Source organism: Bradyrhizobium sp. LB11.1, assembly GCF_040549385.1.
Classification (GTDB): domain Bacteria; phylum Pseudomonadota; class Alphaproteobacteria; order Rhizobiales; family Xanthobacteraceae; genus Bradyrhizobium.
In genome coordinates this window covers 283,340-309,911 of the sequence record NZ_JBEPTH010000008.1, presented here as the reverse complement: position 1 = coordinate 309,911, position 26,572 = coordinate 283,340, and the positions used below count along the sequence as shown (strand labels likewise).

Sequence of the window (26,572 nt, the reverse complement as noted above, 5' to 3'; positions counted from 1 at the left end):
GCAACAACCGTCTACCGAGTCCCAACGCGAACGATGGCGCGCCCTGATGTCCAACCCGTGTGTCGAGGACCCGACCAGATGACCCATGTCTTGATGCTTCTGTCCAGCCCGCGCGGCAAAGCCTCGCTTTCGACGCGAGTCGCGAACGCGCTCGCCGACCGGTTGACCCTGAGGCCGGGCGCGACACTCAAGGTCCGCGATCTTGCCGCCGAGACCCTGCCGCACATCAATCCTGCCTATGTCGTTGGCCGCATGCTCGCGCCCGAGAAGCGGACGGCCGCCCAGCTTGAAGCGGTGGCGTTGGCCGAGACCCTGGTCGCTGAACTGGAGGCCGCCGATGTGTTGATCATCGCCGCGAGCATGATCAACTTTGCCCCGTCTTCAACGCTCAAGGCCTGGATCGACCATATCGTATGGCCGGGCCGCACGATGCTCCCGACACCGGAGGGGCCGCGCGGTCTGATCAAAGGCAAGAAGGTCTTCGTGGTCGCCGCCAGTGGCGGCATCTATTCGAGCGGCCCGATGGCGGCCAACGATATGCTGGTTCCCTATCTGAAGCAGATCCTCGGCTTCATCGGCATAACGGACATCGAGACCATCCGTGCTGAGGCCCAAAGCTTCGGTCCGGACAAGGCGGCGCAAGGCGCTGCTGCCGCCCTGGAGCAAGTTGCGGTGGTGGCGTAGCCATCTCGCGCGAGAGCGGTGCACGAAGAGGATTTTGGCGGGCATGCCTTCACATGAAGGCGTGCCCGTTTTCATTTTGAATGATGATGCTCTCGCGGCGTCATCGCGAGGAGCTCGCGACAAGGCAATCCGGAATCCTTCCGCGGAAAGATTCTGGATTGCTTCGCTTCGCTCGCAATGACGGAGTGCGAGGCTAACAGCGTGCTCAACTCTCGTGTCCCGGCTGCGCTGGATCCGGGGCACGAGCGAGTTGCGACACTCGCTCTCTCGCTGGTCGGCAATGATGCGAGGCGTTAAGCCGCGGTCGCCGGCGGCAGGGCCAGCACCGAGTAGATCGCCTGCGCATCGCGCGAGGCGCGGAGCTTCTTGGCGATGTCCTGGTCGCGCAGCAGGCGGGCGATGCGGGCCAGCGCCTTCAGATGATCGGCGCCGGCGCCTTCGGGGGCGAGCAGCAGGAAGACGAGGTCGACCGGCTGTCCGTCCATCGCCTCGAAATCGATTGGGCGATCGAGCCGGGCGAACAGGCCAAAAATCTTTTCCAGCTTGGGCAGCTTGCCGTGGGGAATGGCGACGCCGTAGCCGACCGCGGTGGTGCCGAGCTTCTCGCGCTGGAGCAGCACCTCGAACACCGCGCGCTCGTTCTGGCCGGTCTGCTCGGCGGCCTTGGCCGCGAGTTCCTGGAGCGCCTGCTTCTTGCTGTTGACCTTCAATGCCGGGAGAATCGCCTCCGGGGCGACCAGATCGGTAATCGGCATGGAAGTGTTCCGAGGTGAATTAAACCGTCAGGTTCCGAATTGGCCGGCTCGGTGAAACCGAGCCGGGCCGGCGTCAAGAAGGTGAAGCAGGAGGCGGACTTAGCCCCGATCTGATGTGGGGCGCTTCTACTCCAACGCAATCCCGGTGCCAACTCCCGCGTGCGGCTTTGCCCCGGTCATTGTTAAGGGCTGTGGTTGATACGGGCTCCCGTGCGCCGGCTAATCGCCCGATTTGGCGCCAGGGGGGTCGATCCAGCCGACATTGCCGTCGGCCCGGCGGTAGATGATGTTCACCCGGCCCGAGGAACCGTGCTGGAATACCAGGCAAGGTGCCCCGCTGAGGTCGAGTTCCATGACGGCTTCGCTGACCGACAGCTGCCTCAGCGACGTCGTGGCCTCCGCGATGATCACGGGGCTATAGCCGGTGACCTCGTCCTCATCGTCGCCCTCGCCCGGCGCCTCCAGCACGTAACTGGTCGCGTCGAGCGCAGCCAGCGCTGCCGAGGCGACATGGGCTTTGCGCGCCGAGCGGTCCTTGAGCCGGCTCTTGTAGCGCTTGAGCCGCTTCTCGATCATCACCAGCGCCTGGTCGGCGCTGGCATAGGCATCCTGCGCGTTCGAATCGGCTTCCAGCGTAATGCCGGAATCAAGATGCAGCGCGCAGTCGGTGCGAAAGCCGATGCCGTCCTTGCTGAGCGTGATGTGGCCGGAATAATTGCCGTCGAAATATTTACGGAGGACCTCTTCGGTCCGGTCGGTCACGCGGCCGCGCAAGGCCTCGCCGACGCTAACGCTCTTGCCCGAGATCCGAAGAGTCATCTGATACCTCGCTTGGTTTGCTTGCCCAGCTTGGATCGGTCGCGATGGGGGAGGAGAGTAGCGCGATTTCGCGCCAGCGCAATCAGGCCGGCTCGGTGTTGCGGGAGCGATCGGGCATTGCGGTGGAAAGGACGTTACCAAGAGCGCTCTGCTTGTCACGACGGCGTTGCACCGAGGACGGAATGCGCATGGCTTCGCGGTACTTCGCGACCGTGCGGCGGGCAATATCAATGCCCGAGGCGCGCAAGCGTTCCACGATGGTATCATCCGACAGGATCGCGGCAGGCGCTTCCGAATCGATCAGTTGCTTGATGTGGTGGCGCACGGCTTCGGCGGAATGCGCTTCGCCGCCGTCGGCCGAGGCGATCGACGCCGTGAAGAAATATTTCAATTCGAATGTGCCGCGATTTGTCGCCATGTATTTGTTGGCGGTGACGCGCGACACCGTGGATTCATGCATCTGGATGGCGTCGGCAACCGCCTTCAGATTCAGCGGCCGCAGATGCGCGACACCATGCGTGAAGAAGCCGTCCTGCTGGCGCACGATCTCGGTCGCAACTTTCAGGATGGTGCGAGCGCGCTGGTCGAGCGCGCGCACCAGCCAGGTCGCGTTCTGCAGCGCGTCGGTGAAATACGATTTGTCGCCGTCCTTGCCCTTCTTCTTCGACAGCTCGGAATAATAGGTCTGGTTGACCAGCACGCGCGGCAAGGTGTCGCTGTTGAGCTCGACATGCCAGCCACCGTCCGGACCCGGGCGAACATAAACGTCCGGCACCATGGTCTGCAGGCGCGCCGCGCCAAACTTCATGCCGGGCTTGGGATTGAGGCGGCGGATCTCGCCGATCATGTCGGCGATGTCCTCGTCGTCGACACCGCAGAGCTTGCGCAAGGCGGCGATGTCGCGCTTGGCGAGGAGATCGAGATGCTCGATCAGGGCCTGCATCGCCGGATCATAGCGGTCGAGCTCGCGGAGCTGGATCGCCAGGCATTCGCTCAAATTGCGCGCGCAGACGCCGGGCGGATCGAATTTTTGCAGCACGGCAAGAACGCCCTCGACGTCGGCGTGCGTTGCGCCAAGACGCTCGGCAGCCTGGCCGAGATCGGGCGGCAGATAGCCGGCCTCGTCGACGAGATCGATCAGGTACTGCCCGATCATACGCTGCGCCGCACCGGTGAAGGCGACCGAGAGCTGCTCGGCGAGATGATCGCCAAGCGTGGTTTCCGCGGCGACGAAGGCTTCGAGATTGTAGTCCTCGTCACCGGAGGCACCGCCGCCCCATTCCGTATAGGTCGTCGGCGCGGCATCCTGGGCGTTTCGCGCCGCCGCCTCGGCGGGTTCCTCGGAGAAGACGTTGTCCAGGCCTGTGTCCAGGGTCTGCTCGATCTCGGCGCGGGTGCCGAGATCCTTGCTCAGCCATTCTTCCTGGCCGGGCTCGAAGGCGTCGCCGCTGCCGCCAAATCCGTCAGTATCGCCCTGACCGTCCCCTTGGCTGCCTGAATCGTCGCCATCGCTGCCGCTGAACTGGCCGGCCTCGGCCGGGGCGTCGCCGCCGGGGGCCTCGTCATTGGCCCGCTCCAGCAGGGGATTACGCTCGAGTTCCTCTTCCACGAAGGTCGTGAGATCGAGATTGGACAATTGCAGCAGCTTGATCGCCTGCATCAACTGCGGCGTCATGACCAGCGACTGCGATTGCCGGAACTCTAATCTCTGCGTCAGCGCCATCGAACAAGAACCGTTCCCAAAAATTGGTCCGATTCTTGCTTATCTCAGTCGCGGTCCGATGTACACGCCTTGACGAGATGGAAAAAAGGGCTAGAGGCGGAATTCCTCGCCAAGGTAAAGGCGGCGAACATCCGGATCAGCGACGATCTCCTCCGGGCTGCCCTCCGTCAGAATTTCACCGGCATAGACGATATAGGCGCGATCGGTGAGGCCGAGCGTCTCGCGCACATTGTGATCGGTGATCAGCACGCCGATGCCGCGATTGGTGAGATGACGGACGAGGTCCTGAATGTCGCCGACCGCAATCGGATCGATGCCGGCGAAGGGCTCGTCCAGCAGCATGTAGTTCGGACGCGTTGCCAGCGCGCGCGCAATCTCGACGCGGCGGCGCTCACCGCCGGACAGCGCAATCGACGGCGATTTCCGCAGGCGCGTGATGTTGAATTCGTCGAGCAGCGAGTCCAGCTGTGCCTCGCGCTTCTTGCGTGAGGGCTCGACCACTTCGAGCACGGCGCGGATGTTCTGCTCGACCGTGAGGCCGCGGAAGATCGAGGCTTCCTGCGGCAGATAGCCGATGCCGAGCCGCGCGCGCTGATACATCGGCAGCTTGGTGACGTCGTGACCGTCGAGTTCGATCGCGCCGCGATCGGCCTTGATCAGGCCGGTGATCATGTAGAACACGGTGGTCTTGCCGGCGCCGTTCGGCCCGAGCAGGCCGACCGCTTCACCGCGCCGCACATAAATGCTGACGCCGCGCACCACCTGCCGGCTGCCAAAACTCTTTTCCACGCTATGCACAGCCAGGAAGCCGGGCCGCCGCAACAGCTGCGGGCCGCTCGAGCCGTTTGTCCTGGTTTTGGGAGCGGCCTTCGGAGGCTGCACCGCCCCCGGCCGCGGCCGCGGCGGGGCCTCGACGCCATAGGGGTCCGAGGCCTGCATCGGCTGGTCACGGGCAATCGGCGGCGCGTCCCGCACCGGGCTCGCCACGAGGCCGCCGACGCTGTCACCGAGCGCGGTGATGTCCTGACGGGCAAATCCTGGCCGGCCGCGCTTGGCGGGGCGCCGACGGAACATGCTGAATAGATCGACCATCCCCGCCTTCTAGCCCTCTACGGATCCTGCGCGGTGCTCGCGCGGTCTCCCGCGCCGGCCTCTTGCTTCGCCGGCGCAGCATGAATGTAGGGATGTCTCATGCCCAGTGAAACACGCCCGAAAAGCGGCGGACCCCGCTTCGAAAGCCCTGGGCGCTAGATACAGTCTCGCCGGGCAAGCTTCAACCTCGGATCGGCCGCATTAGGGCCAAGCCATTGAATTTACTTTTGTTTACTTCCGCCAGGCAATTGCAGAGGCGATCCCGCCCCCGGGGCTGCGGGGGTTCCGCATTTGCCGTTCGCACCACCCTGGGACTGGATGAACAGGCCCTGCACCCGGCCGCTGTCGGATTCCACCCGGGAGACGCCGGTGGTCATGTCGACCATCAGGCGGTCACCGCGCAGCACGTTCTGGCACTGGGTCAGGACCACCTGGCCAGCGGGTCCGCCAACCATGGTGATGAGGTTGGTCTTGGTGTCGAACACGGCAGTCTCTCCGGTCACCACCTGATCCTTCTGGGTCACCACGACATTGCCGCGCGCCTCGAGCCGCTTGATCGAGGAAGCGCCGCCGGGCCCCGGCGTCGCCGATTGCATCGGCGCCGCCTTCGCGCCCTTGGCAGGTGCCGACTGCGGTGTGGCAGCCGTCTTGTCGCCGCCCGACTCGTAGAACACCACCAGCGTCTTCGAGGTCATGGTGGTGTCACCCTGCACGACCTTCACATTGCCGGAGAAGGTCGCTTCCTTCTTCTTGTCGCGCATCTCCAGCGACGCAGCGTCGATCTGGATCGGCTGATCGCGGTTCTGCGAAAACCCCTGCATGGCGTTGGGTACGCCCTGCATGGCACCTTGCGCGTACGCTGCGCCTGCCGCGATCAGCGACAGGGCGAGGATCAGCACTGCGGCGCTACGCTTGTTTTCGCTGCGCATGAAAAATCCGGTTCTGGAAATCATTTTGAGTTGGCTGATTTGTTCTTGGACTTCGGCTGTGGTGCCGGCGCGGGCTGCTCGACCGGCGCGGGGGCGGTCTCGTCCGTGCTGATCTTGTCCAGATGCATCACGACATTGCCTTCGAAACGAATGACGTCACCACCTTCGGTGATGCGGAGCCGGTCGGCGGTGAGCGTACCGTTGGTCAGCTTGACGTCGACATGATCATCCGAAGAAACCGTGCCCTTGTTCATGTCGACGAAAGCGGAGTTCAACCGCGCCTCGTAGCCGGTCGAGGTGCGCAGGAAGACGTCCTTGTGCAAATCGAGCTGCTGCTGCTTGTTGTCGAAACGGCCGGTGCGGGCATCGAGGAACAGGGTCGACTGGTCTTCCATCAGCACCTTCGCGCGCAAATCGTTGAGGTCGACATGATCGGGGTCGGTGATGTCCTGCGTCGCGGTCTTGGCCCAGAGCTCGTAGGGCCGCTGATCCGGAGTGAAGCCGGAGAGGTGCGGCGATTCCATCGTGATCCTGGTGCCGGTCACCACGAGATTTCCGGAGTCGAGCTTTATGGGAATCTTGAAGGGATTAAGGAAGGTCGAGATGACGACGATGGCGGCCATGGACACGGCCACCGTTACCGGCACCGCGATGCGCAGAATCCGCACCAGGCGGCTGTGGCGCGCCGCGCTGGCAAACTTCGCCGCGAGTGCGGCGTCGTAGGTGGAAAACTGGGCCGAATTCACCGCTGCTCCAGGGTGTCGCTCGCCTTGTCCGGTTCAAGGGCGCCCCATTGTACCCGGCGCCGCCAAAATATGCAGCCTTGGACATATCAGCCTTGGACAGGCCGTACGAAAGTGTCCGAAACGGGGCGATTGCCCTGGGCAAACCGTCGCCGGGCCCGCTCAGGAATGCGCGAAAATGTCCTCTTCCTCCCAGCCCTGGAGGTCGAGCAAAGCGCGGGTCGGCAGAAAGTCGAAGCAGGCCTTTGCCAGCGCGCTGCGGCCCTCCCGGACCAGCATGGCGTCGAGCCGCTCGCGAAGTGCGTGCAGATGCAGCACGTCGGAGGCGGCATAGGCGAGCTGCGGCTCGGTCAGGCTGTCGGAACCCCAATCGCTCGATTGCTGCTGCTTGGAGAGGTCGACATTGAGCACCTCGCGGACGAGGTCCTTGAGGCCATGGCGGTCGGTATAGGTGCGGGTCAGGCGGGAGGCGATCTTGGTGCAGTAGATCGGCCCGGTCATCACCCCGAAGCTCTGGTACAGCACCGCGACGTCGAACCGCGCAAAATGGAAGATCTTCGTGATCGCGGGATTGGCCAGCAGGGCCTTCAGGTTCGGCGCGTCGGTGTGGCCTTTCGGGATCTGCACCACGTCGGCGCTGCCGTCGCCGGGCGAGAGCTGGACCACGCAGAGCCGGTCGCGGTGCGGGTTCAACCCCATGGTCTCGGTGTCGATCGCCACCGCTGAGGTGTAGCGGGAGAGGTCAGGCAGGTCGCCGCGATGCAGGCGTACGGTCATGGCGTTTCAAACCCTCAATCGAATCGGTCGCGTCGATATCATAAGCCAATCGATAGTCCGCGATGTATCGACTGCCGCCGGACCACGCAAGCGCCGGATAGGGGCCAGATCGGGGCTGCAGTCAGATCGCCGCCAGCATGATGCAGACCATCGCCGCCACCGTGGTGCGGCTCGCGCCGTCCCGGAAGGCGTAGATAATGGGATCGTCGGGCATCTCGCGGCGATGCGCGATCATCAGGGCGCGGCCGAACCAGTAGAGCAGCAGGGGCGCGAGCAGCCAGAGCATCCAGGGACGGCTGTAGAGCGGCGTCACCGCCGAGGACGACACATAGAGCGCAAACACTGTCACCGCATTCATCGCGCTCGCGGCCGCCATCGCGGCGATGATGTGCAAATCACTCACGCGATAGTCGCGGTTGGAGGGATCGGCGAGGCCTTCGCCCTGGCGCATGCTAAGTTCGCTGAAGCGCTTGATCAGCGCGAGCGCGGTGAACACGAACAGCGAGAACACCATCAGCCATTCCGACAGCACGACACCCGCCGCGACCGCGCCGGCGCCGATGCGCAAGGAGTAGAGCCCGGCGAGCGTCACGACATCGACCAGCATCTTGCGCTTGAGCACGAGCGAATAGGCGATGGTGGTGGCGAGATAGGCGGCGAGCACGCCGAGGAAGGTCAAGGAGATGCAGAGGCTGGCGGCGAGCGCGAACAGCCACAGCGCCGGGATCACCGATAGCGCCGACGAGATCGGCAAGTCGCCTGCCGCGAGCGCGCGATGGCGCTTGGTCGGGTGCTGCCGGTCGGCGGCGAGATCGAGCAGATCGTTCATCAGATAGGCGCCCGACGCACAGGCCGAGAACGCCAGGAACGCCAGCAGCGTGGTGCCCAGCGTGGCGACATTCACCTGATGCGCGGTGATAACAGGCACGAACACCAGCGTGTTCTTGGCATATTGATAGACCCGCAGCGCCTTCGCCCAAATCTTCAGGCTGGCGCGGCGGCGGTTGACGTTATCGATGCGCTCGATTGCGGCGCGATCGAACGGCAGGCTGTCGCCCGCAGCAAGATCGGCCGGCGTCACGACGCCGTCGAAGCCGAGATGCGCGGCAATGCCGGCGGCATGGCGAGCGAAGCGGCCTGCAACGAGATAGATTTTCTCGCCCCGGGCCCGTGCCGCCAGCGCCTGGTTCAGCACATCGGACTCATAGGGCAGATGGGCGTAGTCGATCTCGGCCCGCGACAGAATATCGATGAGGGCCGCCATGCCCGGACGTCCGCCTGCGCCGAAACGGCCAAGCATTCGGCCGGGGCTGCTGAACAGCGCTTCCATCAGCAGCTCGGACCGCAACAGCGCACCTTCGAGATCGATCACGAGGGTGCGCCCCGGCGCCGAAACAGCCTGCGACGCGGCCTCGCTCCGATCGTACTGCCTGACGGGCTGCTCCATCCGAAAACGCTCTGACTGACTGTGACTCGGCCGGCCCGAGGGCTGGCCGGGAAGCCGGAAAAGGACGGCCGCGAGCCTAGGCAGCATTGGCTAAGGGCGGCTTAATTCGGCCGGAGAACGGCAACCGAGAGAGCCCGCCGCCGGGCTGTTGCAGGGATCCCACAATCCGGCGCGCACTCGATATACCAGCGGAACTCAGGCCCGGCGCCCGTGGAAATCGCCGACGCGCACCCTATCTGAGGCCAGCTTCCCGCGCCCTTGCCCCACGTATCAGGTGTCATGACAGACCAGACGCTCGCCGCGCCGATCGACGATCAACAGGAACGCCAGCGCGGCTTTACGCGCTACCAGTCACTGCTGGTGGCGCTGCTGGCGTTCGCTCAGTTCACGATCATTCTCGACTTCATCATCATGTCGCCGCTCGGCGCCATCCTGATGCCCTCGCTCAACATCACGGCCGGGCAATTTGGCGTCGCGGTGTCGGCCTATGCGTTCAGCGCCGGATTTTCCGGCATCCTGGCCGCCGGCTTTGCCGATCGCTTCGATCGCAAGCGCCTGCTGCTGTTCTTCTATGTCGGCTTCACGCTCGGAACCATGCTCTGCGCCGTGGCCCAGACTTACCAGGTCCTGCTGATCGGCCGGATCGTGACCGGATTGTTTGGCGGCGTGATCGGCTCGATCGTGCTCGCCATCACCACCGATTTGTTTCCGCTGCACCTGCGCGGCCGCGTGATGGGATTCGTGCAAACGGCCTTCGCCGCGAGCCAGGTGCTGGGCGTTCCGGCCGGGCTGTTTCTCGCCAATCACTGGAATTGGCATGTCTGCTTCATTGCGATCGTCGGCCTGTCGATCGCAGCAATCGCCGTCATCGCTTTCGCCATGGAGCCGGTCGACGCGCATCTGAAGCTGAAGCAGGACAAGAACCCGTTCCGCCATCTGGTCGCGACCATCGGAGAGCCGCGCTACACGCTGGCTTTCGTCGTCACGACATTGCTGGCGACGGGCGGCTACATGCTGATGCCGTTCTCCAGCGCCTTCACCGTGAACAATATCGGCATCGACCTCGAGCATTTGCCCACGATCTATCTCGTCTCCGGCCTGTTCAGCATCATCACGGGACCGCTGGTCGGCCGTGCCAGCGATGCGTTCGGCAAATATCCGACCTTCGTGTTCGGCTGCGCGATGACCGCCGTCATGGTGCTGATCTACACCCATCTCGGCCACGTCTCGCTGGTGACTGCGATCATCGTCAACGTGCTGATGTTCGTCGGCATCTTCTCGCGCATGATCCCGTCGCAGGCGCTGATGTCGGCGATCCCCGATCCCAGCCAGCGCGGCTCGTTCAGCGCGGTCAGCGCCTCGCTCCAGCAACTCTCCGGCGGGCTCGGCTCGGTGTTCGCCGCCGCGATCATCTCGCAGCAACCGGACGGCTCGCTGCTCCATTTCGACCGGATCGGCTACGTCGTCGTCACGACGACGATCATCACGCTGGTGATGATGTATTTTGTGCAGAAATCGGTGGCGGAGCGGGCGGGGAGGAGCGTGGTGTGAGGGATTTTGGTCCCATCAGCCATCCCGCGGCGGCGATGCGAAGATCGCGGTCCGGCTAGCTCCGATGATTGGAAGCAGGCCTATTTGGGGACCAAATCCCGCAAAATGGTGCCCAGGAAAGGACTCGAACCTTCACGGCCGTTAAGCCACTGGCACCTGAAGCCAGCGCGTCTACCAATTCCACCACCTGGGCATGCCGTTTGGGGCACGGAGGCGGTTACTACGGTTCAGTGACGCGGTTGTCAATTCATGGTTCGGCTTGCGGATTGCGCATCGCAAACCGGCCCGATACAAGCCTGATAACACGCACTCTTCCCGCAGGAACGGACCCAGGATAATTCCTATGGCATCGAATCTGGAAACTCTCGTCACGGTTTTCGGCGGATCGGGGTTTTTGGGCCGGAATGTCGTCCGCGCGCTGTGCCGGCGGGATTACCGGGTCCGGGTCGCGGTGCGGCGGCCGGAGCTTGCCGGCTTCCTCCAGCCCTCCGGCAAGGTCGGGCAGGTCCACACCATCCAGGCCAATCTGCGCTATCCGGCCTCGGTCGAGGCGGCGGTGCGTGATTCGCATGTCGTGATCAATCTGGTGGGCATCCTCACTGAGGGCGGCGGGCAGACGTTTGACGCCGTCCAGGCCAAGGGCGCCGAGACCGTCGCCAAGGCGGCAGCCGCCGCGGGTGCGCACCTGATCCATGTCTCGGCGATCGGCGCCGATGCCGAATCGCCCGCGCGCTATGCCAAGGCCAAGGCGGCCGGCGAGGCGGCGGTGACGGCTTCCGTGCCATCGGCCACGATCTTTCGCCCCTCCGTGATGTTCGGCCCCGAAGACCAGTTCACCAACCGGTTCGCGGCGCTGGCGCGGATGTCGCCGGTGCTGCCGCTGATCGGCGGCGACACGAAGATGCAGCCGGTCTATGTCGGCGACGTCGCCACCGCGATCGCCGATGCCGTCGACGGCAAGGCCAGGGCGGGCGCGACCTATGAGCTCGGCGGGCCGGAAGTGCTGACCATGCGCGAGATCATCGAGGCCATCGTCGAGATCGCCGATCGCAAGCCGATGCTGGTGCCGCTGTCGTTCGGCCTCGCCCGCCTCCAGGCCGCCGTCCTGCAATTCGCACCGGGCGCGCTGAAGCTGACGCCGGACCAGGTCACGCTGCTCGAGCGCGACAATGTCGTGTCGGATGCCGCGAAGGCCGCCGGGCTCACGCTGGAAGGCCTCGGCATCACGGCTGACTCGCTGGAAGCGATCGCGCCGCAATATCTCTGGCGTTTCCGCCCGCAGGGCCAGTTCCAGCGCAAGAGCGCGTAACCCTACGTTGACGGCGGTCTTTCTTAACCTCTCCCGCTTGCGGGAGAGGTCGCCGCGTAGCGGCGGGTGAGGGCTTTCTCCTCGTTGGGAGTCTCTCTGCGGAGACACCCTCTCCCCTGCCCTCTCCCGCAAGCGGGCGAGGGAGCGCACCGCCGCCGCAGCAGCCTCAAAACTTCAGCTTCTTGAACACCGCCTCGGGCAGCGTCTTGATGATGAGCATCACGAGACGCCATTTGCCGCTGACATAGACGACGTCGGTCTTTGTCTCGACAGCATTGAGGATCGCATCGCCGACGACAGGCGCGTCGACGGTGAGCGGGCCGATCAGCTTCATGCCTTCCGTCATCCTGGTGCGGACGAAACCGGGCTTCACGGTGACGACGTGCACGCCACCGCGGCTGGCGCGGGCGCGCAGGCCCGACAGGAAGGCGGAGAAGCCGGCTTTCGCCGAGCCGTAGACATAGTTCGAAGCGCGGCCGCGATCGCCTGCGACCGACGACACGCCGACAATCGTGCCATTGCCGCGCGCCAGAAACTTCTCCGCAAACAAGCCGAGGATCAATGACGGTCCCTCGTAGTTCGAGCGCATGATCGTCGTCGCGTGGGCGAGATCGCTCTCGGCGTTTGGCTGCACGCCCAGCAGGCCGATGATCGAGACGACGACGTCAGGCAAGGCGGGAAGGCCCGCGACAAAGCTGTCGAATGAGGCGGTGTCGAGCACGTCGAATTTGCACGTGCTCGCTTCGACAGCGTAGCGCGCGCGCAAATCCGCCGCGTCAGGCTCCAGCGCGGCAATGTCGCGGCCTGCGATGCCCACATCGTAGCCGGCCTTGGCAAAGGCGCGCGCTGCGGCGCGGCCGATATCGGAGGAGCCACCGAGCACCAAAACGGTCTTGCGTGACGTCACGGCTTAAACCTCATCGAACAGACGTTGTGAAAGTTTTGAGCGGATGTTCCTGGCGGGATCGAGCGATTTGCGGATCGCGTTGAAGCGCGGCAAAGCGGGATACCCGGCCTCGAAGGTCGCGCGCGACTGCCGCGCGTCCTTCGCGAGATAAAGCCGTCCGCCGGCGGCGACGACCAGACGGTCGATCTCGTCGAGGAAATTCAGGATGTCGCCCTTCACCGGGAAATCCAGCGCGAGCGTGTAGCCGGGCCGCGGGAACGACAGCAGGCCATCGCCGTGGCCGAGTTTTTTGAGTACCGCGAGAAACGAGGCATCGCCGCGCTTCGAGACACGATCGAGGATGTCACCCAACACGTTGCGCGCGCCGGCCTCGGGGATCACGCATTGATGCTGGAGGAAACCGCGTCGTCCATAGATGCGGTTCCAGTCGGCAATGCTGTCGAGCGGGAAGAAGTACGGATAGAGCGAGACGACATGATCGCCGCCGGCGCGCCGCGCGCCCATACGATAGTAGAGCTCGTTGAAGGCGCGGATGCTGAAGCGGTTGAGCGTCACCGACGGCAGGTCAATCGGCACCGCAAGGCCGGGATTTTTGCCCACGGGAAAACGATCGGCGCCCTCAGTAAGCTCGTCGGCGCTTGCGTGCTCACCGAGATAGATCAGCGAGCGGCCGAGATCGCGCCCGCGCGCCACGCAATCGATCCACGCCACCGAATAGGTCGCGGCCTCGCTCGCCTCGAGCGCGCGCATCGCCGCGTCGAGATCGGATGCCGGGATCACGCGCTCGCGAATCCAGCCGGTCTCGACGGTGCGCAGCCGCATCGTGGCCTCAAGAATGATTCCGGTGAGGCCCATGCCGCCGACGGTCGCGAAGAAGGCATCGGGATTTTGCCCGCGCGAGATCTCGATGGTCTCGCCTGCCCCGGTGCGCAGCAGAATGCTGTCGACATAGCGGCCAAAACCGCCCTCGCCATGATGGTTCTTGCCATGCACGTCGGCAGCGATGGCGCCGCCGACCGACACGAACCGCGTGCCGGGTACGACGAAGGGCAGGAAGCCGCGCGGGCCAAAGGTATCGATCAGGTCCGACAGCAGCACGCCGGCTTCCAGGCGGATGCGGCCCGTGGCCGGATCGAACGACCTGACCCGGTCGAACCCGGTCATCGCGATGGTCCGGCTGACGCCGATCGCGGCATCGCCATAGGCGCGGCCATTGCCCCGGGCCACGGAGCCGGTCACGTCAGCGACAGCCGCGCCCACGGCCTCGAACGAGCGCGGCCGAAGCACTTCGCTATCGACGACCGGGAAGCGCCCCCAGCCGCTGACGAGGGTCATTGGTCAGCTCCGCCCGCGGGCCACCCCGCTCCGGACACTGCCTACCGGTCAAAAGCTGATATTGCGTTGAGGCTTGTCAGCGAGTTTTCAAAAGTTAACGCCCGAGCGCAGCTGCGTAGCCCGGATGGAGCGTAGCGAAATCCGGGATCGTGCCACAAGCGATGCCGGCCCCGGATTGCGCTACGCTCCATCCGGGCTACGGCCACAACGAACTGTCAGAAGTTAATGGCCGAGCGCCAGCGCGATCAGGCCGAGGGTGCCGACGATGACGCGCCACCAGGCGAACACCACGAAGCCGTGGCGGGTGACGTATCCGAGGAACGCCTTCACCACGATGATCGCGGTAATGAACGACACCACGAAGCCGATGGCGACGATGCCCATGTGGTCCATCGTCATCTCGGAGCGGTTCTTGTAGAAATCGTAGGCGAACGCGCCGATCATGGTGGGGATGGCGAGGAAGAACGAGAATTCCGCCGCCGCCCGCTTGTCCGCGCCCAGAAACATTGCCGCGACGATGCTGGCGCCGGAGCGCGACACGCCCGGGATCATCGCGATGCACTGCGCGATGCCGATATAGAGGTACATCAGTAGCGGAAACTTGGTGGCGTCACGCTCGCGCACCTTGAGATCGAGCCGATCGACCCACAACAGGATGGCACCGCCCACGATCAGCGAGAAGCATACGACCCACGGATTGAACAGCATGCTCTTGATGTATTTGCCGGCGACGAGACCGACGACCACCGCAGGCAGGAACGCGACCAGCACGCCGATCACGAAGCGACGCGCATAGGCATCGCCCGTGAACATGCCGATCGCGACGTCCCACAATTTCTTGAAGTAGAGCACGACGATCGCGAGGATCGCGCCGAGCTGGATCAGGACGGTAAACGAATCCCAGAAGGCGCCCTCGCCGAGGCCGAAGAAGCGCTCCGCGAGCAGCAAGTGGCCGGTCGATGAAACGGGAAGGAACTCGGTCACACCCTCGATGATGCCGAGGATCACTGCCCGTATTGTATCTGACATATTTACGGTCCATTTCCGCTGGAAAAGCGGGGTTCTTCTCGCCTATTCGCCCCTCGCTCGCAATCGCAAAATGCGCTATCGCGCCTTTGCCTCGCGGTTTTGAAGGGCTAGTGTGGCGCCGCACAAATATTGATGGATTCTTAAGCACCATCAAATAGTCAAAGGCTTCATGTTTACGCTGTTCCATCATCCGTTCTGTCCGCATTCGCGTTTCATCCGCCTGATCGTGGGCGAATACGGGCTCGAGTTGAAGCTGGCCGAGGAGCGCAGCTGGGAGCGGCGCGAGGCATTCATGCTACTCAATGCGGCCGGCACGACGCCGGTGCTGGTGGACGACGAGCAGCCGCCGATTCCGGGCGCGGCCATCATCGCGGAGTATCTCGACGAGGCTTATGGCGCAGAGATGGGACCCAAGCGCCTGATGCCGGAGACGATCGCCGAGCGCGTCGAGGTGCGCCGGCTGATGGCCTGGTTCAACGAAAAATTCTTCGAGGAGGTCTCCCACCCGCTCGTCACCGAGCGCATCTACAAGCGCTTCATGAGCGAGGAGAATGGCGGCGGACCGCCCTCGCCGGACGTGATGCGCGCGGCCAAGGCCAACGTGCGCTATCATCTCGCCTATATCGGCTGGCTGGCGCAGACCCGTAACTTCCTCGCCGGCGACCGGCCCACTTACGCGGATCTCGCCGCCGCGGCGCATCTCTCGGCGATCGACTATCTGGGCGACGTGCCATGGAGCGAGGACGACGCAGCAAAGGCGTGGTACGCGCGGGTGAAATCCCGCCCGTCGTTCCGTCCGCTGCTGAGCGAATGGCTGGCGGGCGTGCCGGCGTCGCGGACCTATGTGGACCTGGATTTCTGAACTCCGATCCGACTGAACTGAAGACGGCGCTTGCGCGCGAAGCGCAGGCGCTCGGCTTCGACTGCATCGGGATCACCGAGCCGGGCACGATCGAGAACGCTGGACAACATTTCCTCGAGTTCATCGCCGCGGGCGGCCATGGCGACATGGAGTGGCTCGCGAACCAGCCGGAACGCCGTGTCGATCCGCGCGGGCTGTGGGCTGACGTGCGCAGCGTGATCATGCTCGGCGTCAATTACGGCCCCGACCAGGATCCTCTCGCGATCCTGCGAGAGCGCACCCGCGCGGCGATCTCGGTCTACGCGCAGGGCGACGACTATCACGATCTCATCAAGAAGCGGCTGAAGGCGCTGGCGCGCTGGCTGGTCGCGACCGCGCCGTCGGACGTGAAGGTATTCGTCGACACCGCGGCGGTGATGGAGAAACCACTCGCGCAAGCCGCGCATCTCGGCTGGCAGGGCAAGCACACCAATCTCGTCTCGCGTGAATTCGGCTCGTGGCTATTTCTTGGCGCGATCTACACCACGCTCGATCTGCCGCGCGATCATGCCGAGATCGATCATTGCGGCTCGTGCCAGGCGTGTCTCGACATCTGTCCGACCGCGGCGTTCCCCGCGCCCTACAAGCTCGATGCGCGGCGCTGCATTTCGTATCTCACCATCGAGAACAAGGGGCCGATCCCGCGCGAGTTTCGCAAAGCGCTGGGTAACCGCATCTATGGCTGCGACGATTGCCTTGCGGCGTGCCCCTGGAACAAATTTGCGCAGGAGGGACGCGAAGCCAAGCTCGCCGCGCGCGATGAATTGCGTGCGCCGGAGCTTGCTGAACTTTCACGGCTCGACGACGCCGCGTTTCGCGCGCTGTTCACGAAGTCGCCGGTGAAGCGCATCGGCCGCGACCGCTTCCTGCGCAACGTGCTGATCGCGATCGGTAACTCCGGCGATGTGGCGCTGGCGGAGGAAGCGCGGCGGTTGCTGGATGATGCGAGCCCGCTGGTGCGCGGGGCCGCGGTGTGGGCGTTGGGGCAGTTGCTGGAGCAAGATCAGTTTGACGCGATGAAAAGCGCTGCAATGAGCAACGAGCGAGACGAAAATGTGCGTGAGGAGTGGGGCAAAACCTGATCCTCATCCTGAGGAGCCGCGCAGCGGCGTCTCGAAGGATGCAGGCCGAGATGCAGCAGCGGGGCCTTCATGGTTCGAGACGGCGCTTCGCGCCTCCTCACCATGAGGATTGAGCATCTTGATTTCCCCGCGCGATCCTTCAAGGTCGCGCGCCATGATAAACATGCCTTTCTTCACCCGCGACGGCGATACATTCCATCCGACGGAAGTGGCCAACGGCCCCTGGGATCCGAAATCGCTGCACGGACGCGTCATCATCGGCCTGCTCGGCTTTGCCATCGAGGAGCGCCATTCCGGGCCTGAATTCGTGCCGGCGCGGTTGACCGTCGACATGTTTCGGCTGCCGACCATCGACAAGCCGATCGAGGTGACGACGCGGCTGGTGCGCGACGGAATGCGCATCCGCGTGATCGAGGCGGAGTTTGTCTCCGGTGGCGTCAGCATGGCGCGCGCCTCGTGCCAGCTGTTGCGGCGGACGCAAAATCCTGACGGCAATGTCTGGTCGCCGCCGAACTGGGACGTGCCGAGGCCGGACGATATTCCAAAGCCGACCGATCCCAGGCTCGGCATGAACGGCAAATGGACGACGCGGCCGATCGTCGGCCATATGGGCTCGCTCGGACCGCGAAAACTCTGGATGAGCGAGGTGCGCGAGCTCGTCGCGGGCGTACCGATGTCGCCGTTCGTCCATGTCGCCACGGGTGCCGATTTCGCGAGCCCGTTTGCCAATGCCGGCGACAAGGGGCTCGGTTACATCAACAGCGACGTGACGATCTACCTGCACCGTCTGCCGGTGACGAACTGGATCGGTTTCGACGTGGTGAACCACCAGGCTACCGACGGCGTGGCGATCGGCGAATGCTGGCTCTACGACGAGCAAGGTCCGATCGGCACCGCGACGGTGGCGGCCCTGGCGCAGCGCAAGCCGATGGCGAAACCGCCGCCGCCGTAAGGGCTCCCCCGTCAGCCCAGATGCCGCTTCATCTCCGGCCGCGCCTTGAGCTCCGCACCTTGCTTGCCGACGATTTTCACAATCCGTTCCGGCGCAAATTTCAGATCGACAAACGCCGGCGCGGTGTTGGCGACCTCATGATAGCTGGCGATCTTGCCGTCGCGCAGCGTCATGATTGCGACGCCCTCGAACATCGCTCGCGCGCCGTTCGCTTCCGGCAGGGTCGACTTGTAGCTGAAGGTGTAGCGCGCATAGAGCGTGGTGCCGTTGGTAACGGGGTCGTGCATGTCCCAGCGGAAATCCGTCGCCGTGCGATAGAAGAAGTCGTCGACCATCGCAGTGATTTTTTCGCGGCCCGTGAACGCGCCGTAGAATACGTCGTGATAGACGCCGTCCTCGGTGAACAGGTCAGCGAAGGCATTGCCGTTGCGCTGTTCGACCGCGTCGCAGAAGGCGCGCAGCATGGCGGTGGTGGTCATCGGATCGCCTCCCGGTGTTTTTTAGCTCCGCTGGTAGACACGCATTCACTTGGGTGAGGGGTCTATCTCCGCGGAAGGAACCCCTCATCCGGCGCTTCGCGCCACCTTCCCCCACAAGGGGGGAAGGAAACAAGACTTCACCCGATCTCCGCCACCGCGGCAAGAATGCGCGCGATGTCCTGCGGGCGGGACAGGCGATGGTCGCCGTCCTGGATCATGGTCAGCACGACGTCGTCCGCGGGCAGGCGGTGCGTCAGCGCGAAGGCGTGCTGCCACGGTACGTCGGGATCCTGCGCGCCTTGCAGAATGCGGACGGGACAGCCGAGATCGATGGCGCTGCCGAGCACGAGATGGTTACGCCCCTCCTCGATCAGCCTGCGCGTGATCGGATAGGGCGTGCCGTCGCCATATTCGGACGGCCGCAGCCAGAAGCCCCTGGTCTCGATCTCGGTCTTCACCTCGGGCGAAAACTTCTTCCACATCAGCTCTTCCGTGAAGTCGGGCGCCGGCGCGATCAGCACCAGGCCCGCGAGCGATGCCTTGGCTTGCTGTTTCTCTTGCCGCTTCCTGATTTCGCGCGCCAGCAGCAGCGCCATCCAGCCGCCCATGGAGGAACCGATCAGCACTTGAGGCCCGGTGCAGAAGCGCTCGAACACCGCGACGCTATCCTCGAGCCAGGTTCCGATGGTTCCGTCGGCGAAATCGCCGCTGGACTCGCCATGGCCGGAATAGTCGAACCGGACGGCGGCACGGCCATGCTCTGCGGCCCAGGCGTCCAGCGCGATCGCTTTGCCGCCCTGCATGTCGGATTTGAAGCCGCCGAGCCAGACCAGGCCGGGCCCTTGTCCTAAGCGTCCTTGCCCGGCGCGGCGACGCACCGCGATCTTGCGCGCTGACGGGCCCTCGCCGATTTCGATGAAGTCGAGCACGGCTTCGGAGATCGCGTTGGTCATGGAACATTTACTCCGACTGCGCGGTTTAAGCTGTCCAGGCCGGTTTGACAGCATAATCCGATATCAACCCTGACCCTTTGGGACGCTTGCGGAACCGGAGCAAGGTGTCTATGTCCAGCACCGTGCCGTCAGGCGTGACCCAAAAGCCTCGCATTTGAGGCTTTTTCGATCGCGATACACGCGACTTGCTTGCCGGCAAACGCATCTTCCTTCAAAATAGCCGCTTGCTTCCACAACTTTGGAGAACCACCCATTCGCCGTCCCAATAGAGCCCCGCCCGTTGCCAGCAAAGACGGGCCGCGCATCAATGATGATATTCGAAATGCGCAGATCCAGCTGATCGATCAGACCGGTGACAACAGAGGCACGGTCGAGACGATGATGGCTATCAAGTTGGCCCAGGAAGCCGGCATGGATCTGGTCGAGATTTCGCCAAATGTCAGCCCTCCCGTCTGCAAGATCATGGACTACGGGAAGTACAAGTATGGCGCCCAGAAGAAAGCCGCCGAAGCCCGCAAGCGCCAGAAGACCGTCGAGATCAAGGAGATCAAGCTCCGTCCGATGATCGATGATCACGATTACGACGTGAAGATGCGCGCGATGCTGCGGTTCTTCGAAGAGGGCGACAAGGTCAAGATCACCCTGCGCTATCGCGGCCGCGAAATGGCGCACCAGGAGATCGGCACCAAGCTGCTCGACAAGATCAAGACCGACGTCGCCCAACTTGCCAAGGTCGAGCAGGACGCCCGGTTCGAGGGCCGTCAGGTCGTCATGGTGCTGGCGCCGCGCTGACGCCTGCTCGTTACAGCCAGAGTTTCAACGGCCCGTCCGGATCTCCGGCGGGCCGTTTTGTTTTGTCGCAGGTGCAACCCCGAGCTCCACTGCACCTCTCCCGCTTGCGGGAGAGGTCGTGTCGCGTAGCGACGCGGGTGAGGGCTTTCTCCTCTTGGGGGTTCTCGCCTGGGGAGACACCCTCTCCCCAACCCTCCCCCGCAGGCGGGGGAGGGAGCGCACCTAGCGCTTGGCGCCTAAGTTCGCGTCGCCTGCCAGGTGCCGCTGCATTGGTCGCCGGAAATGATGCCTTTCCACGAGCCGCCCCCGACTGCGCCGCCGAGCCGGCCGCCGCCGCTGGCGTGAGAAGCGCCGACCGACACTTCGACCGCAACGGCCCCACCACGATTGACCGAACCCGAGACCCGTCCGCCGCCGGCGGACGACACCCGGCTGCCGGTTACGGTGAAGGGAACGCTGTAGCCCGAGCTGCAATTGCCGCGGGTGGTGGCGAAGGTGACATTCCAGACGCCGTCATAGCCGCCGATGCGGGCATCGGCCGTCGATGGGACGGCGGCCGTGGCAAGCACGGCAAACAGCGCCAGACGGCGCGGAGAAGCGAAGACAGACAAAAGCGATTGGGAAAAATGGGCCATTTTGGTCCTGCTCGAGCCACGCGACTTGGACAAGGATGTAGTAACTCCGAATAGTCGGCGCCCGGGTTCGGGCGGTTCATCGTTGCCAATTCGCCCGTTCTCTGTCATAAGCCCGGCCTTCATCGCCCGGCTGATTAAGGGCTGCCGTGGCGGTGTTCCGTGCGGGTTTCGCGCTTGTTCGTAAAACCTGAGCACAATCACCGCTCTAACGAGCATTTTGACGGCCAGCCGCCTTCGCGGGCGGAATTCTGTGGCCATTAGGAGAGCTAAATGCCCAAGCTGAAGACCAAATCGGGCGCTAAAAAGCGCTTCAAGGTGACTGCCACCGGCAAAGTGATGTTCGCTCATCGCAGCAAGCGTCACGGCATGATCAAGCGGACAAAGAAGCAGATCCGTCAGCTTCGCGGCACCGCGGTGCTGTTCAAGACCGACGGCGACAACGTCAAGAAGTACTTCTTGCCGAACGCCTGATCGCGTCCACGATCATTGCCATTTGCGCCGCGTTCGCGCGGCGATCCGAAAAACCAAGTCATCTCTGAAGGATTATGTCATGTCTCGCGTCAAACGCGGTGTGACCGCCCACGCCAAGCACAAGAAAGTCTACAAGGCCGCCAAGGGTTTCCGCGGCCGCCGCAAGAACACGATCCGCACCGCCAAGCCGGCTGTCGACAAGGCCCTGCAGTACGCCTTCCGTGACCGCAAGCGTAAGAAGCGCACCTTCCGCGCGCTCTGGATCCAGCGCATCAACGCTGCCGTCCGTCCGTTCGGCCTGACCTACAGCCGGTTTATCGACGGCATGGCCAAGTCGGGCATCACGGTCGACCGCAAGGTGCTGTCGGATCTCGCGATCAACGAGCCCGCGTCGTTCCAGGCGATCGCCGAGAAGGCCAAAGCTGCGCTCGCAGCCTAAAGGCTTACGTTAGCGGGCCTTCGGGCCCGCAGCCTTCAGCGCGCGTTGCGAGTAGCGCTGGGCGACCTCCGCCCGGCAGAATGCCGTGAACGAGAGATACATGGTGCCGGACTTGTTCCGGTACTTGCGGTCGCATACGCGCATCTCGCGTTTGTAGGCCTGCCTCTCGGCGGCGTTGAGGCCGGACTTGAAGTCCGCCTCGCATTTCTTTTCGACGGCGGCACCGAGTTGGACATCGCCGCTCGCGGTCAGTTCGCAATCCCTGAAGACCTTCATCGCGCTTTCGCAGCCCTTCTGGGCGCTGATGGTGTCGGCGACCTCGTCCAGCGTCATGGATTTGTCCATGCAGACCATGGCGCACGCCGGGGTGGCAGCGACCGCGAGAGCGATGGCGAGAGCGGCCAAACAGGATTTCAAAAGCATCGCAAAGGTCTCCTCGTATCCCCCTTGGTGCCCGGCCCCCGCGCGAGGTTCAACCCAGCTGGTCCTGGGTGCGAAATGACCGGCTTTTTGCTTGACGTTACGGCCTTCGGGCGGCGACAACCCAGCCGAATTTGGCAGCAAGGATTTGACTGTGTCCGACCTCGCAACGCTCGAAGCATCCATCCTCGACCAGATCGCCGCCGCCGGCGATGAAGCCGCGCTCGAAGCGGTGCGCGTCGCAGCCCTCGGCAAGAAGGGCTCGATCTCGGCACTGCTTGCCACGCTCGGCAAGATGTCGCCCGACGACCGCAAGACGCAAGGCGCTGCGATCAACCAGGCCAAGGACAAGGTCACCGAGGCGCTCGCCGCACGGCGCGACCTGCTGAAGTCGGCGGCGCTCGACGCGCGTCTCGCATCCGAGACCATCGACGTCACCTTGCCGCTGCGCGATGCGCCGGCTGATACGGGCCGCATCCATCCGCTGAGCCAGGTCTGGGACGAACTGACCACGATCTTCGCCGACATGGGATTCTCGGTCGCCGAAGGCCCTGACATCGAGACCGACGACTACAACTTCACCAAGCTGAATTTTCCGGAAGGCCATCCCGCGCGCGAGATGCACGACACGTTCTTCTTCAATCCGAAGGAGGACGGCTCGCGCATGCTGCTGCGGACCCACACCTCACCGGTGCAGGTGCGCACCATGCTGACCCAGAAGCCGCCGATCCGCGTGATCTGCCCGGGCCGCACCTACCGTATCGATTCCGACGCGACCCACACGCCGCAATTCCACCAGGTCGAAGGCCTCGTCATCGACAAGCATTCGCATCTCGGCCACCTCAAATGGATCCTGCACGAATTCTGCAAGGCGTTCTTCGAGGTCGACCACCTCAACATGCGCTTCCGCCCCTCGTTCTTCCCGTTCACCGAGCCGTCGCTGGAAGTCGACCTCCAGTGCCGCCGCGACAAGAACGAGATCCGCTTCGGCGAGGGCGAAGACTGGATGGAGATCCTCGGCTGCGGCATGGTGCATCCGAACGTGCTGCGCGCCTGCGGCATCGATCCCGACGAATACCAGGGCTTCGCCTGGGGCATGGGCATCGACCGTATCGCCATGCTGAAATACGGCATCGCCGATCTGCGCCAGCTGTTCGACAGCGACGTCCGCTGGCTCAACCATTACGGCTTCAAGCCGCTGGAAGTGCCGACACTTGCGGGAGGGCTGAGCTCGTGATGCTCGGTTTCAAACAAGAGCTAGCGAAGACTCTCTCCGTTCCCTTCGCGGAGACAACCCTCTCCCTGCCCCTCCCCCGCAAGCGGGGGCGGGAATGGATAGAGCGCGCGTGTGACCTTGATTGTATGGATACGTTCCCTCTGTCCGCTCAAGAGGTCGGACTCCCTCCCCCGCTTGCGGGGGAGGGTTGGGGTGAGGGTTTCTCCTCGATGGGGTTGCCAATGGTCGATCCTGAACATCCGGATTGGAAAATACCGGCCAAGCTCCGCGCCAATGCGCGCGCACTTAGGCGCAACTCGACCGATGCGGAGCGTATCCTGTGGTCCGAGCTGCGCGCCGGCCGATTGAACGACATTATTTTTCGCCGCCAAGTGCCGATCGAGCGCTACGTCGCCGATTTCATCTGCCATGCGGCCGGGCTCATCATCGAGCTCGATGGCGGCCAACACTTCTCGGACGACGGCGAGCGCGCCGATGCGCGGCGCTCTGCCGCAATCAAAGCGAAGGGCTTCAAGGTGCTCCGCTTCAGCAATCTGGATGTCATGACCAACCGTGCCGGCGTTCTCGAAACCATCGCGACCGCCATCGCGGAGAGAGCCCCCTCCCCAACCCTCCCCCGCAAGCGGGAGAGGGAGCAGACCGTCTCCGTGGAGAAAAAGCAGCCATGAAATTCACCCTCTCCTGGCTGAAGGATCATCTCGACACCGACGAGCCGCTGGAAAAGCTTGCCGACAAGCTCACCATGATCGGGCTCGAGGTCGAGAACATCGAGGACAAGGCGAAGGCGCTCAAGCCGTTCACCATCGCGAAGGTGATTTCGGCCGAGCAGCATCCGAATGCGGATCGGTTGCGCGTCTGCATGGTCGACACCGGGGACGGTGGCGCGCCGGTGCAGGTCGTGTGCGGGGCGCCGAATGCGCGGGCTGGCCTCGTCAGCGTGTTCTCGCCGCCCGGCACCTACATTCCCGGCAAGGACATCACGCTCGGCGTCGGCACCATCCGCGGCGTTGAGAGCCGCGGCATGTTGTGCTCGGCGGCCGAATTGCAGATCTCCAACGACCATGACGGCATCATGGAATTGCCGGCGGATGCACCAATCGGCGCCGGCTATGCCGAATGGGCCGCGCTCGGCGATGCCGTGATCGAGATCAATTTGACGCCGAACCGGCAGGACTGCACCGGCGTGCACGGTATCGCGCGCGACCTTGCGGCTGCCGACATGGGCAAGTTCAGGGATCCGTCGATCAAGCCGATCAAGGGCGAATTCCCCTGCCCGGTGAAGGTCACGGTCGAGGACGCGACGCTGTGCCCGGGCTTCGCGCTCCGCCTGGTGCGCGGTGTCAAGAACGGCCCGTCGCCGGAATGGCTGCAGAAGCGATTGACCGCGATCGGCCTGCGTCCGATCAATGCGCTGGTCGACATCACCAACTTCATGACCTACGACCGCGCGCGTCCGCTGCACGTGTTCGACGCCAAGAAGGTGGTCGGCAATCTCGTGGTGCGCCGCGCCCGCGACGGCGAGGCGCTGCTCGCGCTCGACGGTCGCGCCTACAATCTCGATCCCTCGATCTGCGTGATCGCGGACGAGCACGGCGTCGAATCGCTGGCCGGCATCATGGGCGGCGAAGCCTCGGGCTGCGACGAAAACACCACCGACGTGCTGATCGAATCGGCGCTGTGGAACGAGATCAACGTCGCCCAGACCGGTCGCAAGCTCGGCATCAATTCGGATGCGCGCTACCGCTTCGAACGCGGCGTCGATCCGGCCTTCATGGTGCCGGGGCTGGAGCTCGCCACCAAGCTGGTGCTGGAGCTGTGCGGCGGCACGCCGTCAGAGAACGTCGTGGTGGGCAAGACCTTCGGCGATGATCGCGTGATCGATTTCCCGCTCACCGAGGTCAAGCGTCTCTCCGGCATCGAAGTGCCGCAGGTCGAGATGAAGCTCATTTTGACCCGTCTCGGCTTCATGATGGCGGGTCCGGGCCCCGTGGTGAAGGTCGCGGTGCCCTCCTGGCGCACTGACGTGCATGGCAAGGCCGACATCGTCGAGGAAGTCGTCCGCATCTACGGCGTCGACAAGGTGCCGATGACGCCGTTCGAGCGCGGCGAGGACGCGCGCAAATCCGTGCTGACGCCGCTCCAGCTTCGCACCCGCCGCGCCAGGCGCGCGCTCGCGAGCCGCGGCATGGTCGAGGCCGTGACGTGGTCGTTCATCACCAAGCCTGCGGCACAACTATTTGGCGGCGGACAGCGCGAGCTCGAAGTCGCCAATCCGATCGCCGCCGACCTCTCCGACATGCGGCCGAGCCTGTTGCCGGGTCTGGTCGCGGCCGCGCAGGCCAATGCTGATCGCGGCTTTGGCGACGTCGTGCTGTTCGAGGTCGGCCAGATCTTCAAGGGCGATCGCCCGCAGGATCAGTTCGTGGCCGCAAGCGGCGTGCGCCGCGGCCTTGCGTCGTCGGACGGATTGGGACGGCACTGGTCGGGCTCTGCACAAGCCGATGTGTTCGACGCCAAGGCCGATGCGCTGGCGGTGCTGGCTGCGGCCGGCGCACCGATGCAGGCGCTGCAGATCGTTGCCGGCGGGCCCGCTTGGCTGCATCCGGGCCGTTCGGGCACGATCCAGATCGGACCGCAGAATGTGCTCGGCACTTTCGGCGAGATGCATCCGCGCGCGCTGGAAGCGCTCGGCGCCGATGGTCCGCTGATGGTGTTCGAAGTGATCCTCGACCGCGTTCCGGAGGCGAAGAAGAAGCCGACCCGCGCAAAACCGCTGATCGAGCTGTCGGCATTCCAGCCGGTCTCGCGCGACTTCGCCTTCATTGTCGATCGCGCCGTGAAGGCTGGCGACATCGTGCGCGCCGCGCAGGGTGTCGACAAGAAGCTGATCACCGGCGTCAACGTGTTCGACGTCTATGAAGGCAAAGGCATCGACGGCGGCAAGAAGTCGATCGGCATCGCAGTGACGATCCAGCCGCGCGAGAAGACCTTGACCGATCAGGAGATCGAGGCCGTCGCCGCGAAGATCGTGGCGGAGGTCACGAAGAAGACCGGCGGCACGTTGCGGGCATGACGCCGAAAAGTGTGAAGCGGTTTTCGGACAACGTCATG

Annotated in this window: 27 protein-coding genes and 1 tRNA gene; 12 read left to right on the top strand and 16 right to left on the bottom strand. The window is 64.1% G+C overall.

Going from position 1 to position 26,572, the window contains the following annotated elements:
* Window positions 1-33 precede the first annotated feature (33 nt).
* The gene (locus tag ABIA96_RS22660) at window positions 34-684 is read left to right on the top strand and encodes an FMN-dependent NADH-azoreductase (protein WP_354139260.1); all 651 of its coding nucleotides are present in this window, start codon (window positions 34-36) and stop codon (window positions 682-684) included.
* 293 nt (window positions 685-977) lie between these two features.
* Here ABIA96_RS22660 and ptsN read toward each other — a convergent pair whose 3' ends face one another.
* The 8 genes from ptsN to ABIA96_RS22620 form a co-directional block, all read right to left on the bottom strand.
* Complete coding sequence (ptsN, locus tag ABIA96_RS22655) at window positions 978-1,439, bottom strand: PTS IIA-like nitrogen regulatory protein PtsN (RefSeq protein WP_354139259.1); 462 nt, start codon at window positions 1,437-1,439, stop codon at window positions 978-980.
* A gap of 219 nt (window positions 1,440-1,658) precedes the next feature.
* Window positions 1,659-2,258: a ribosome hibernation-promoting factor, HPF/YfiA family gene (hpf, locus tag ABIA96_RS22650; protein WP_354139258.1), complete on the bottom strand. Its 600-nt coding sequence runs from the start codon at window positions 2,256-2,258 to the stop codon at window positions 1,659-1,661.
* A gap of 82 nt (window positions 2,259-2,340) precedes the next feature.
* Window positions 2,341-3,981: an RNA polymerase factor sigma-54 gene (gene rpoN, locus ABIA96_RS22645; protein WP_354139257.1), complete on the bottom strand. Its 1,641-nt coding sequence runs from the start codon at window positions 3,979-3,981 to the stop codon at window positions 2,341-2,343.
* 90 nt (window positions 3,982-4,071) lie between these two features.
* Entirely contained in the window at window positions 4,072-5,073 is a 1,002-nt protein-coding gene (gene lptB / locus ABIA96_RS22640) for an LPS export ABC transporter ATP-binding protein (protein ID WP_354139256.1), read from the bottom strand.
* Window positions 5,074-5,294: 221 nt separating this feature from the next.
* A complete protein-coding gene (locus ABIA96_RS22635) occupies window positions 5,295-6,002 on the bottom strand; it encodes an LptA/OstA family protein (protein WP_354139255.1) in 708 nt (235 codons plus the stop codon).
* Between the two features lie 20 nt (window positions 6,003-6,022).
* A complete protein-coding gene (gene lptC, locus ABIA96_RS22630; RefSeq protein WP_354139254.1) occupies window positions 6,023-6,748 on the bottom strand; it encodes an LPS export ABC transporter periplasmic protein LptC in 726 nt (241 codons plus the stop codon).
* A gap of 159 nt (window positions 6,749-6,907) precedes the next feature.
* Entirely contained in the window at window positions 6,908-7,522 is a 615-nt protein-coding gene (locus ABIA96_RS22625; protein WP_354139253.1) for a ribonuclease D, read from the bottom strand.
* Between the two features lie 121 nt (window positions 7,523-7,643).
* Window positions 7,644-8,969: a UbiA family prenyltransferase gene (locus ABIA96_RS22620; RefSeq protein ID WP_354139252.1), complete on the bottom strand. Its 1,326-nt coding sequence runs from the start codon at window positions 8,967-8,969 to the stop codon at window positions 7,644-7,646.
* Window positions 8,970-9,248: 279 nt separating this feature from the next.
* On the opposite strand from ABIA96_RS22620, the gene ABIA96_RS22615 reads away from it, so the two are divergent.
* Complete coding sequence (locus ABIA96_RS22615) at window positions 9,249-10,520, top strand: MFS transporter (protein ID WP_354139251.1); 1,272 nt, start codon at window positions 9,249-9,251, stop codon at window positions 10,518-10,520.
* A 106-nt stretch (window positions 10,521-10,626) separates the two neighbouring features.
* On the opposite strand, the gene ABIA96_RS22610 is transcribed toward ABIA96_RS22615, so the two are convergent.
* Window positions 10,627-10,713 (bottom strand) — tRNA-Leu (locus ABIA96_RS22610).
* Between the two features lie 150 nt (window positions 10,714-10,863).
* Between ABIA96_RS22610 and ABIA96_RS22605 the strand changes: the two genes are divergently transcribed.
* Complete coding sequence (locus tag ABIA96_RS22605; protein ID WP_354139250.1) at window positions 10,864-11,829, top strand: complex I NDUFA9 subunit family protein; 966 nt, start codon at window positions 10,864-10,866, stop codon at window positions 11,827-11,829.
* Window positions 11,830-11,995: 166 nt separating this feature from the next.
* On the opposite strand, the gene ABIA96_RS22600 is transcribed toward ABIA96_RS22605, so the two are convergent.
* The 3 genes from ABIA96_RS22600 to ABIA96_RS22590 all read right to left on the bottom strand — a co-directional run bounded on the left by ABIA96_RS22600 (window position 11,996) and on the right by ABIA96_RS22590 (window position 15,100).
* Entirely contained in the window at window positions 11,996-12,736 is a 741-nt protein-coding gene (locus tag ABIA96_RS22600) for an SDR family oxidoreductase (protein WP_354139249.1), read from the bottom strand.
* A gap of 3 nt (window positions 12,737-12,739) precedes the next feature.
* A complete protein-coding gene (locus ABIA96_RS22595) occupies window positions 12,740-14,071 on the bottom strand; it encodes an FAD-binding oxidoreductase (protein WP_354139248.1) in 1,332 nt (443 codons plus the stop codon).
* A 222-nt stretch (window positions 14,072-14,293) separates the two neighbouring features.
* The gene (locus ABIA96_RS22590; protein ID WP_354139247.1) at window positions 14,294-15,100 is read right to left on the bottom strand and encodes an undecaprenyl-diphosphate phosphatase; all 807 of its coding nucleotides are present in this window, start codon (window positions 15,098-15,100) and stop codon (window positions 14,294-14,296) included.
* A gap of 169 nt (window positions 15,101-15,269) precedes the next feature.
* Between ABIA96_RS22590 and ABIA96_RS22585 the strand changes: the two genes are divergently transcribed.
* From ABIA96_RS22585 to ABIA96_RS22575, 3 genes are all read left to right on the top strand, one after another.
* A complete protein-coding gene (locus ABIA96_RS22585; protein ID WP_354139246.1) occupies window positions 15,270-15,962 on the top strand; it encodes a glutathione S-transferase family protein in 693 nt (230 codons plus the stop codon).
* On the top strand, window positions 15,911-17,083 hold the full coding sequence (queG, locus tag ABIA96_RS22580; protein WP_354139245.1) for a tRNA epoxyqueuosine(34) reductase QueG: 1,173 nt from the start codon (window positions 15,911-15,913) through the stop codon (window positions 17,081-17,083). Before ABIA96_RS22585 ends, queG begins: the two co-directional genes overlap by 52 nt.
* Before the next feature lie 154 nt (window positions 17,084-17,237).
* Complete coding sequence (locus ABIA96_RS22575) at window positions 17,238-18,035, top strand: acyl-CoA thioesterase domain-containing protein (RefSeq protein WP_354139244.1); 798 nt, start codon at window positions 17,238-17,240, stop codon at window positions 18,033-18,035.
* 11 nt (window positions 18,036-18,046) lie between these two features.
* Here the strand turns inward: ABIA96_RS22575 and ABIA96_RS22570 are convergent, their stop codons facing one another.
* Window positions 18,047-18,514, bottom strand: a complete 468-nt coding sequence (locus ABIA96_RS22570; RefSeq protein ID WP_354139243.1) for a nuclear transport factor 2 family protein — start codon at window positions 18,512-18,514, stop codon at window positions 18,047-18,049.
* Window positions 18,515-18,651: 137 nt separating this feature from the next.
* A complete protein-coding gene (locus ABIA96_RS22565; RefSeq protein ID WP_354139242.1) occupies window positions 18,652-19,467 on the bottom strand; it encodes an alpha/beta hydrolase in 816 nt (271 codons plus the stop codon).
* A 252-nt stretch (window positions 19,468-19,719) separates the two neighbouring features.
* On the opposite strand from ABIA96_RS22565, the gene infC reads away from it, so the two are divergent.
* Window positions 19,720-20,259, top strand: coding sequence for a translation initiation factor IF-3 (gene infC, locus ABIA96_RS22560; RefSeq protein WP_354139302.1), 540 nt, complete (start codon window positions 19,720-19,722; stop codon window positions 20,257-20,259).
* A gap of 236 nt (window positions 20,260-20,495) precedes the next feature.
* Here the strand turns inward: infC and ABIA96_RS22555 are convergent, their stop codons facing one another.
* Window positions 20,496-20,894 (bottom strand): hypothetical protein, encoded by a 399-nt coding sequence (locus ABIA96_RS22555; protein WP_354139241.1) that lies wholly within the window; start codon window positions 20,892-20,894, stop codon window positions 20,496-20,498.
* A gap of 270 nt (window positions 20,895-21,164) precedes the next feature.
* On the opposite strand from ABIA96_RS22555, the gene rpmI reads away from it, so the two are divergent.
* Entirely contained in the window at window positions 21,165-21,365 is a 201-nt protein-coding gene (gene rpmI, locus ABIA96_RS22550) for a 50S ribosomal protein L35 (RefSeq protein WP_007598540.1), read from the top strand.
* 79 nt (window positions 21,366-21,444) lie between these two features.
* Entirely contained in the window at window positions 21,445-21,804 is a 360-nt protein-coding gene (gene rplT, locus ABIA96_RS22545) for a 50S ribosomal protein L20 (protein ID WP_354139240.1), read from the top strand.
* Window positions 21,805-21,813: 9 nt separating this feature from the next.
* On the opposite strand, the gene ABIA96_RS22540 is transcribed toward rplT, so the two are convergent.
* A complete protein-coding gene (locus tag ABIA96_RS22540) occupies window positions 21,814-22,227 on the bottom strand; it encodes a hypothetical protein (protein ID WP_354139239.1) in 414 nt (137 codons plus the stop codon).
* A gap of 151 nt (window positions 22,228-22,378) precedes the next feature.
* On the opposite strand from ABIA96_RS22540, the gene pheS reads away from it, so the two are divergent.
* The 3 genes from pheS (at window position 22,379) to pheT (ending at window position 26,534) form a co-directional block, all read left to right on the top strand.
* Window positions 22,379-23,461, top strand: coding sequence for a phenylalanine--tRNA ligase subunit alpha (gene pheS, locus ABIA96_RS22535; RefSeq protein WP_354139238.1), 1,083 nt, complete (start codon window positions 22,379-22,381; stop codon window positions 23,459-23,461).
* 221 nt (window positions 23,462-23,682) lie between these two features.
* Window positions 23,683-24,129: an endonuclease domain-containing protein gene (locus tag ABIA96_RS22530; RefSeq protein ID WP_354139237.1), complete on the top strand. Its 447-nt coding sequence runs from the start codon at window positions 23,683-23,685 to the stop codon at window positions 24,127-24,129.
* Window positions 24,126-26,534, top strand: coding sequence for a phenylalanine--tRNA ligase subunit beta (gene pheT, locus ABIA96_RS22525; protein ID WP_354139236.1), 2,409 nt, complete (start codon window positions 24,126-24,128; stop codon window positions 26,532-26,534). The genes ABIA96_RS22530 and pheT overlap by 4 nt, the downstream gene beginning before the upstream one ends.
* Window positions 26,535-26,572 lie beyond the last annotated feature (38 nt).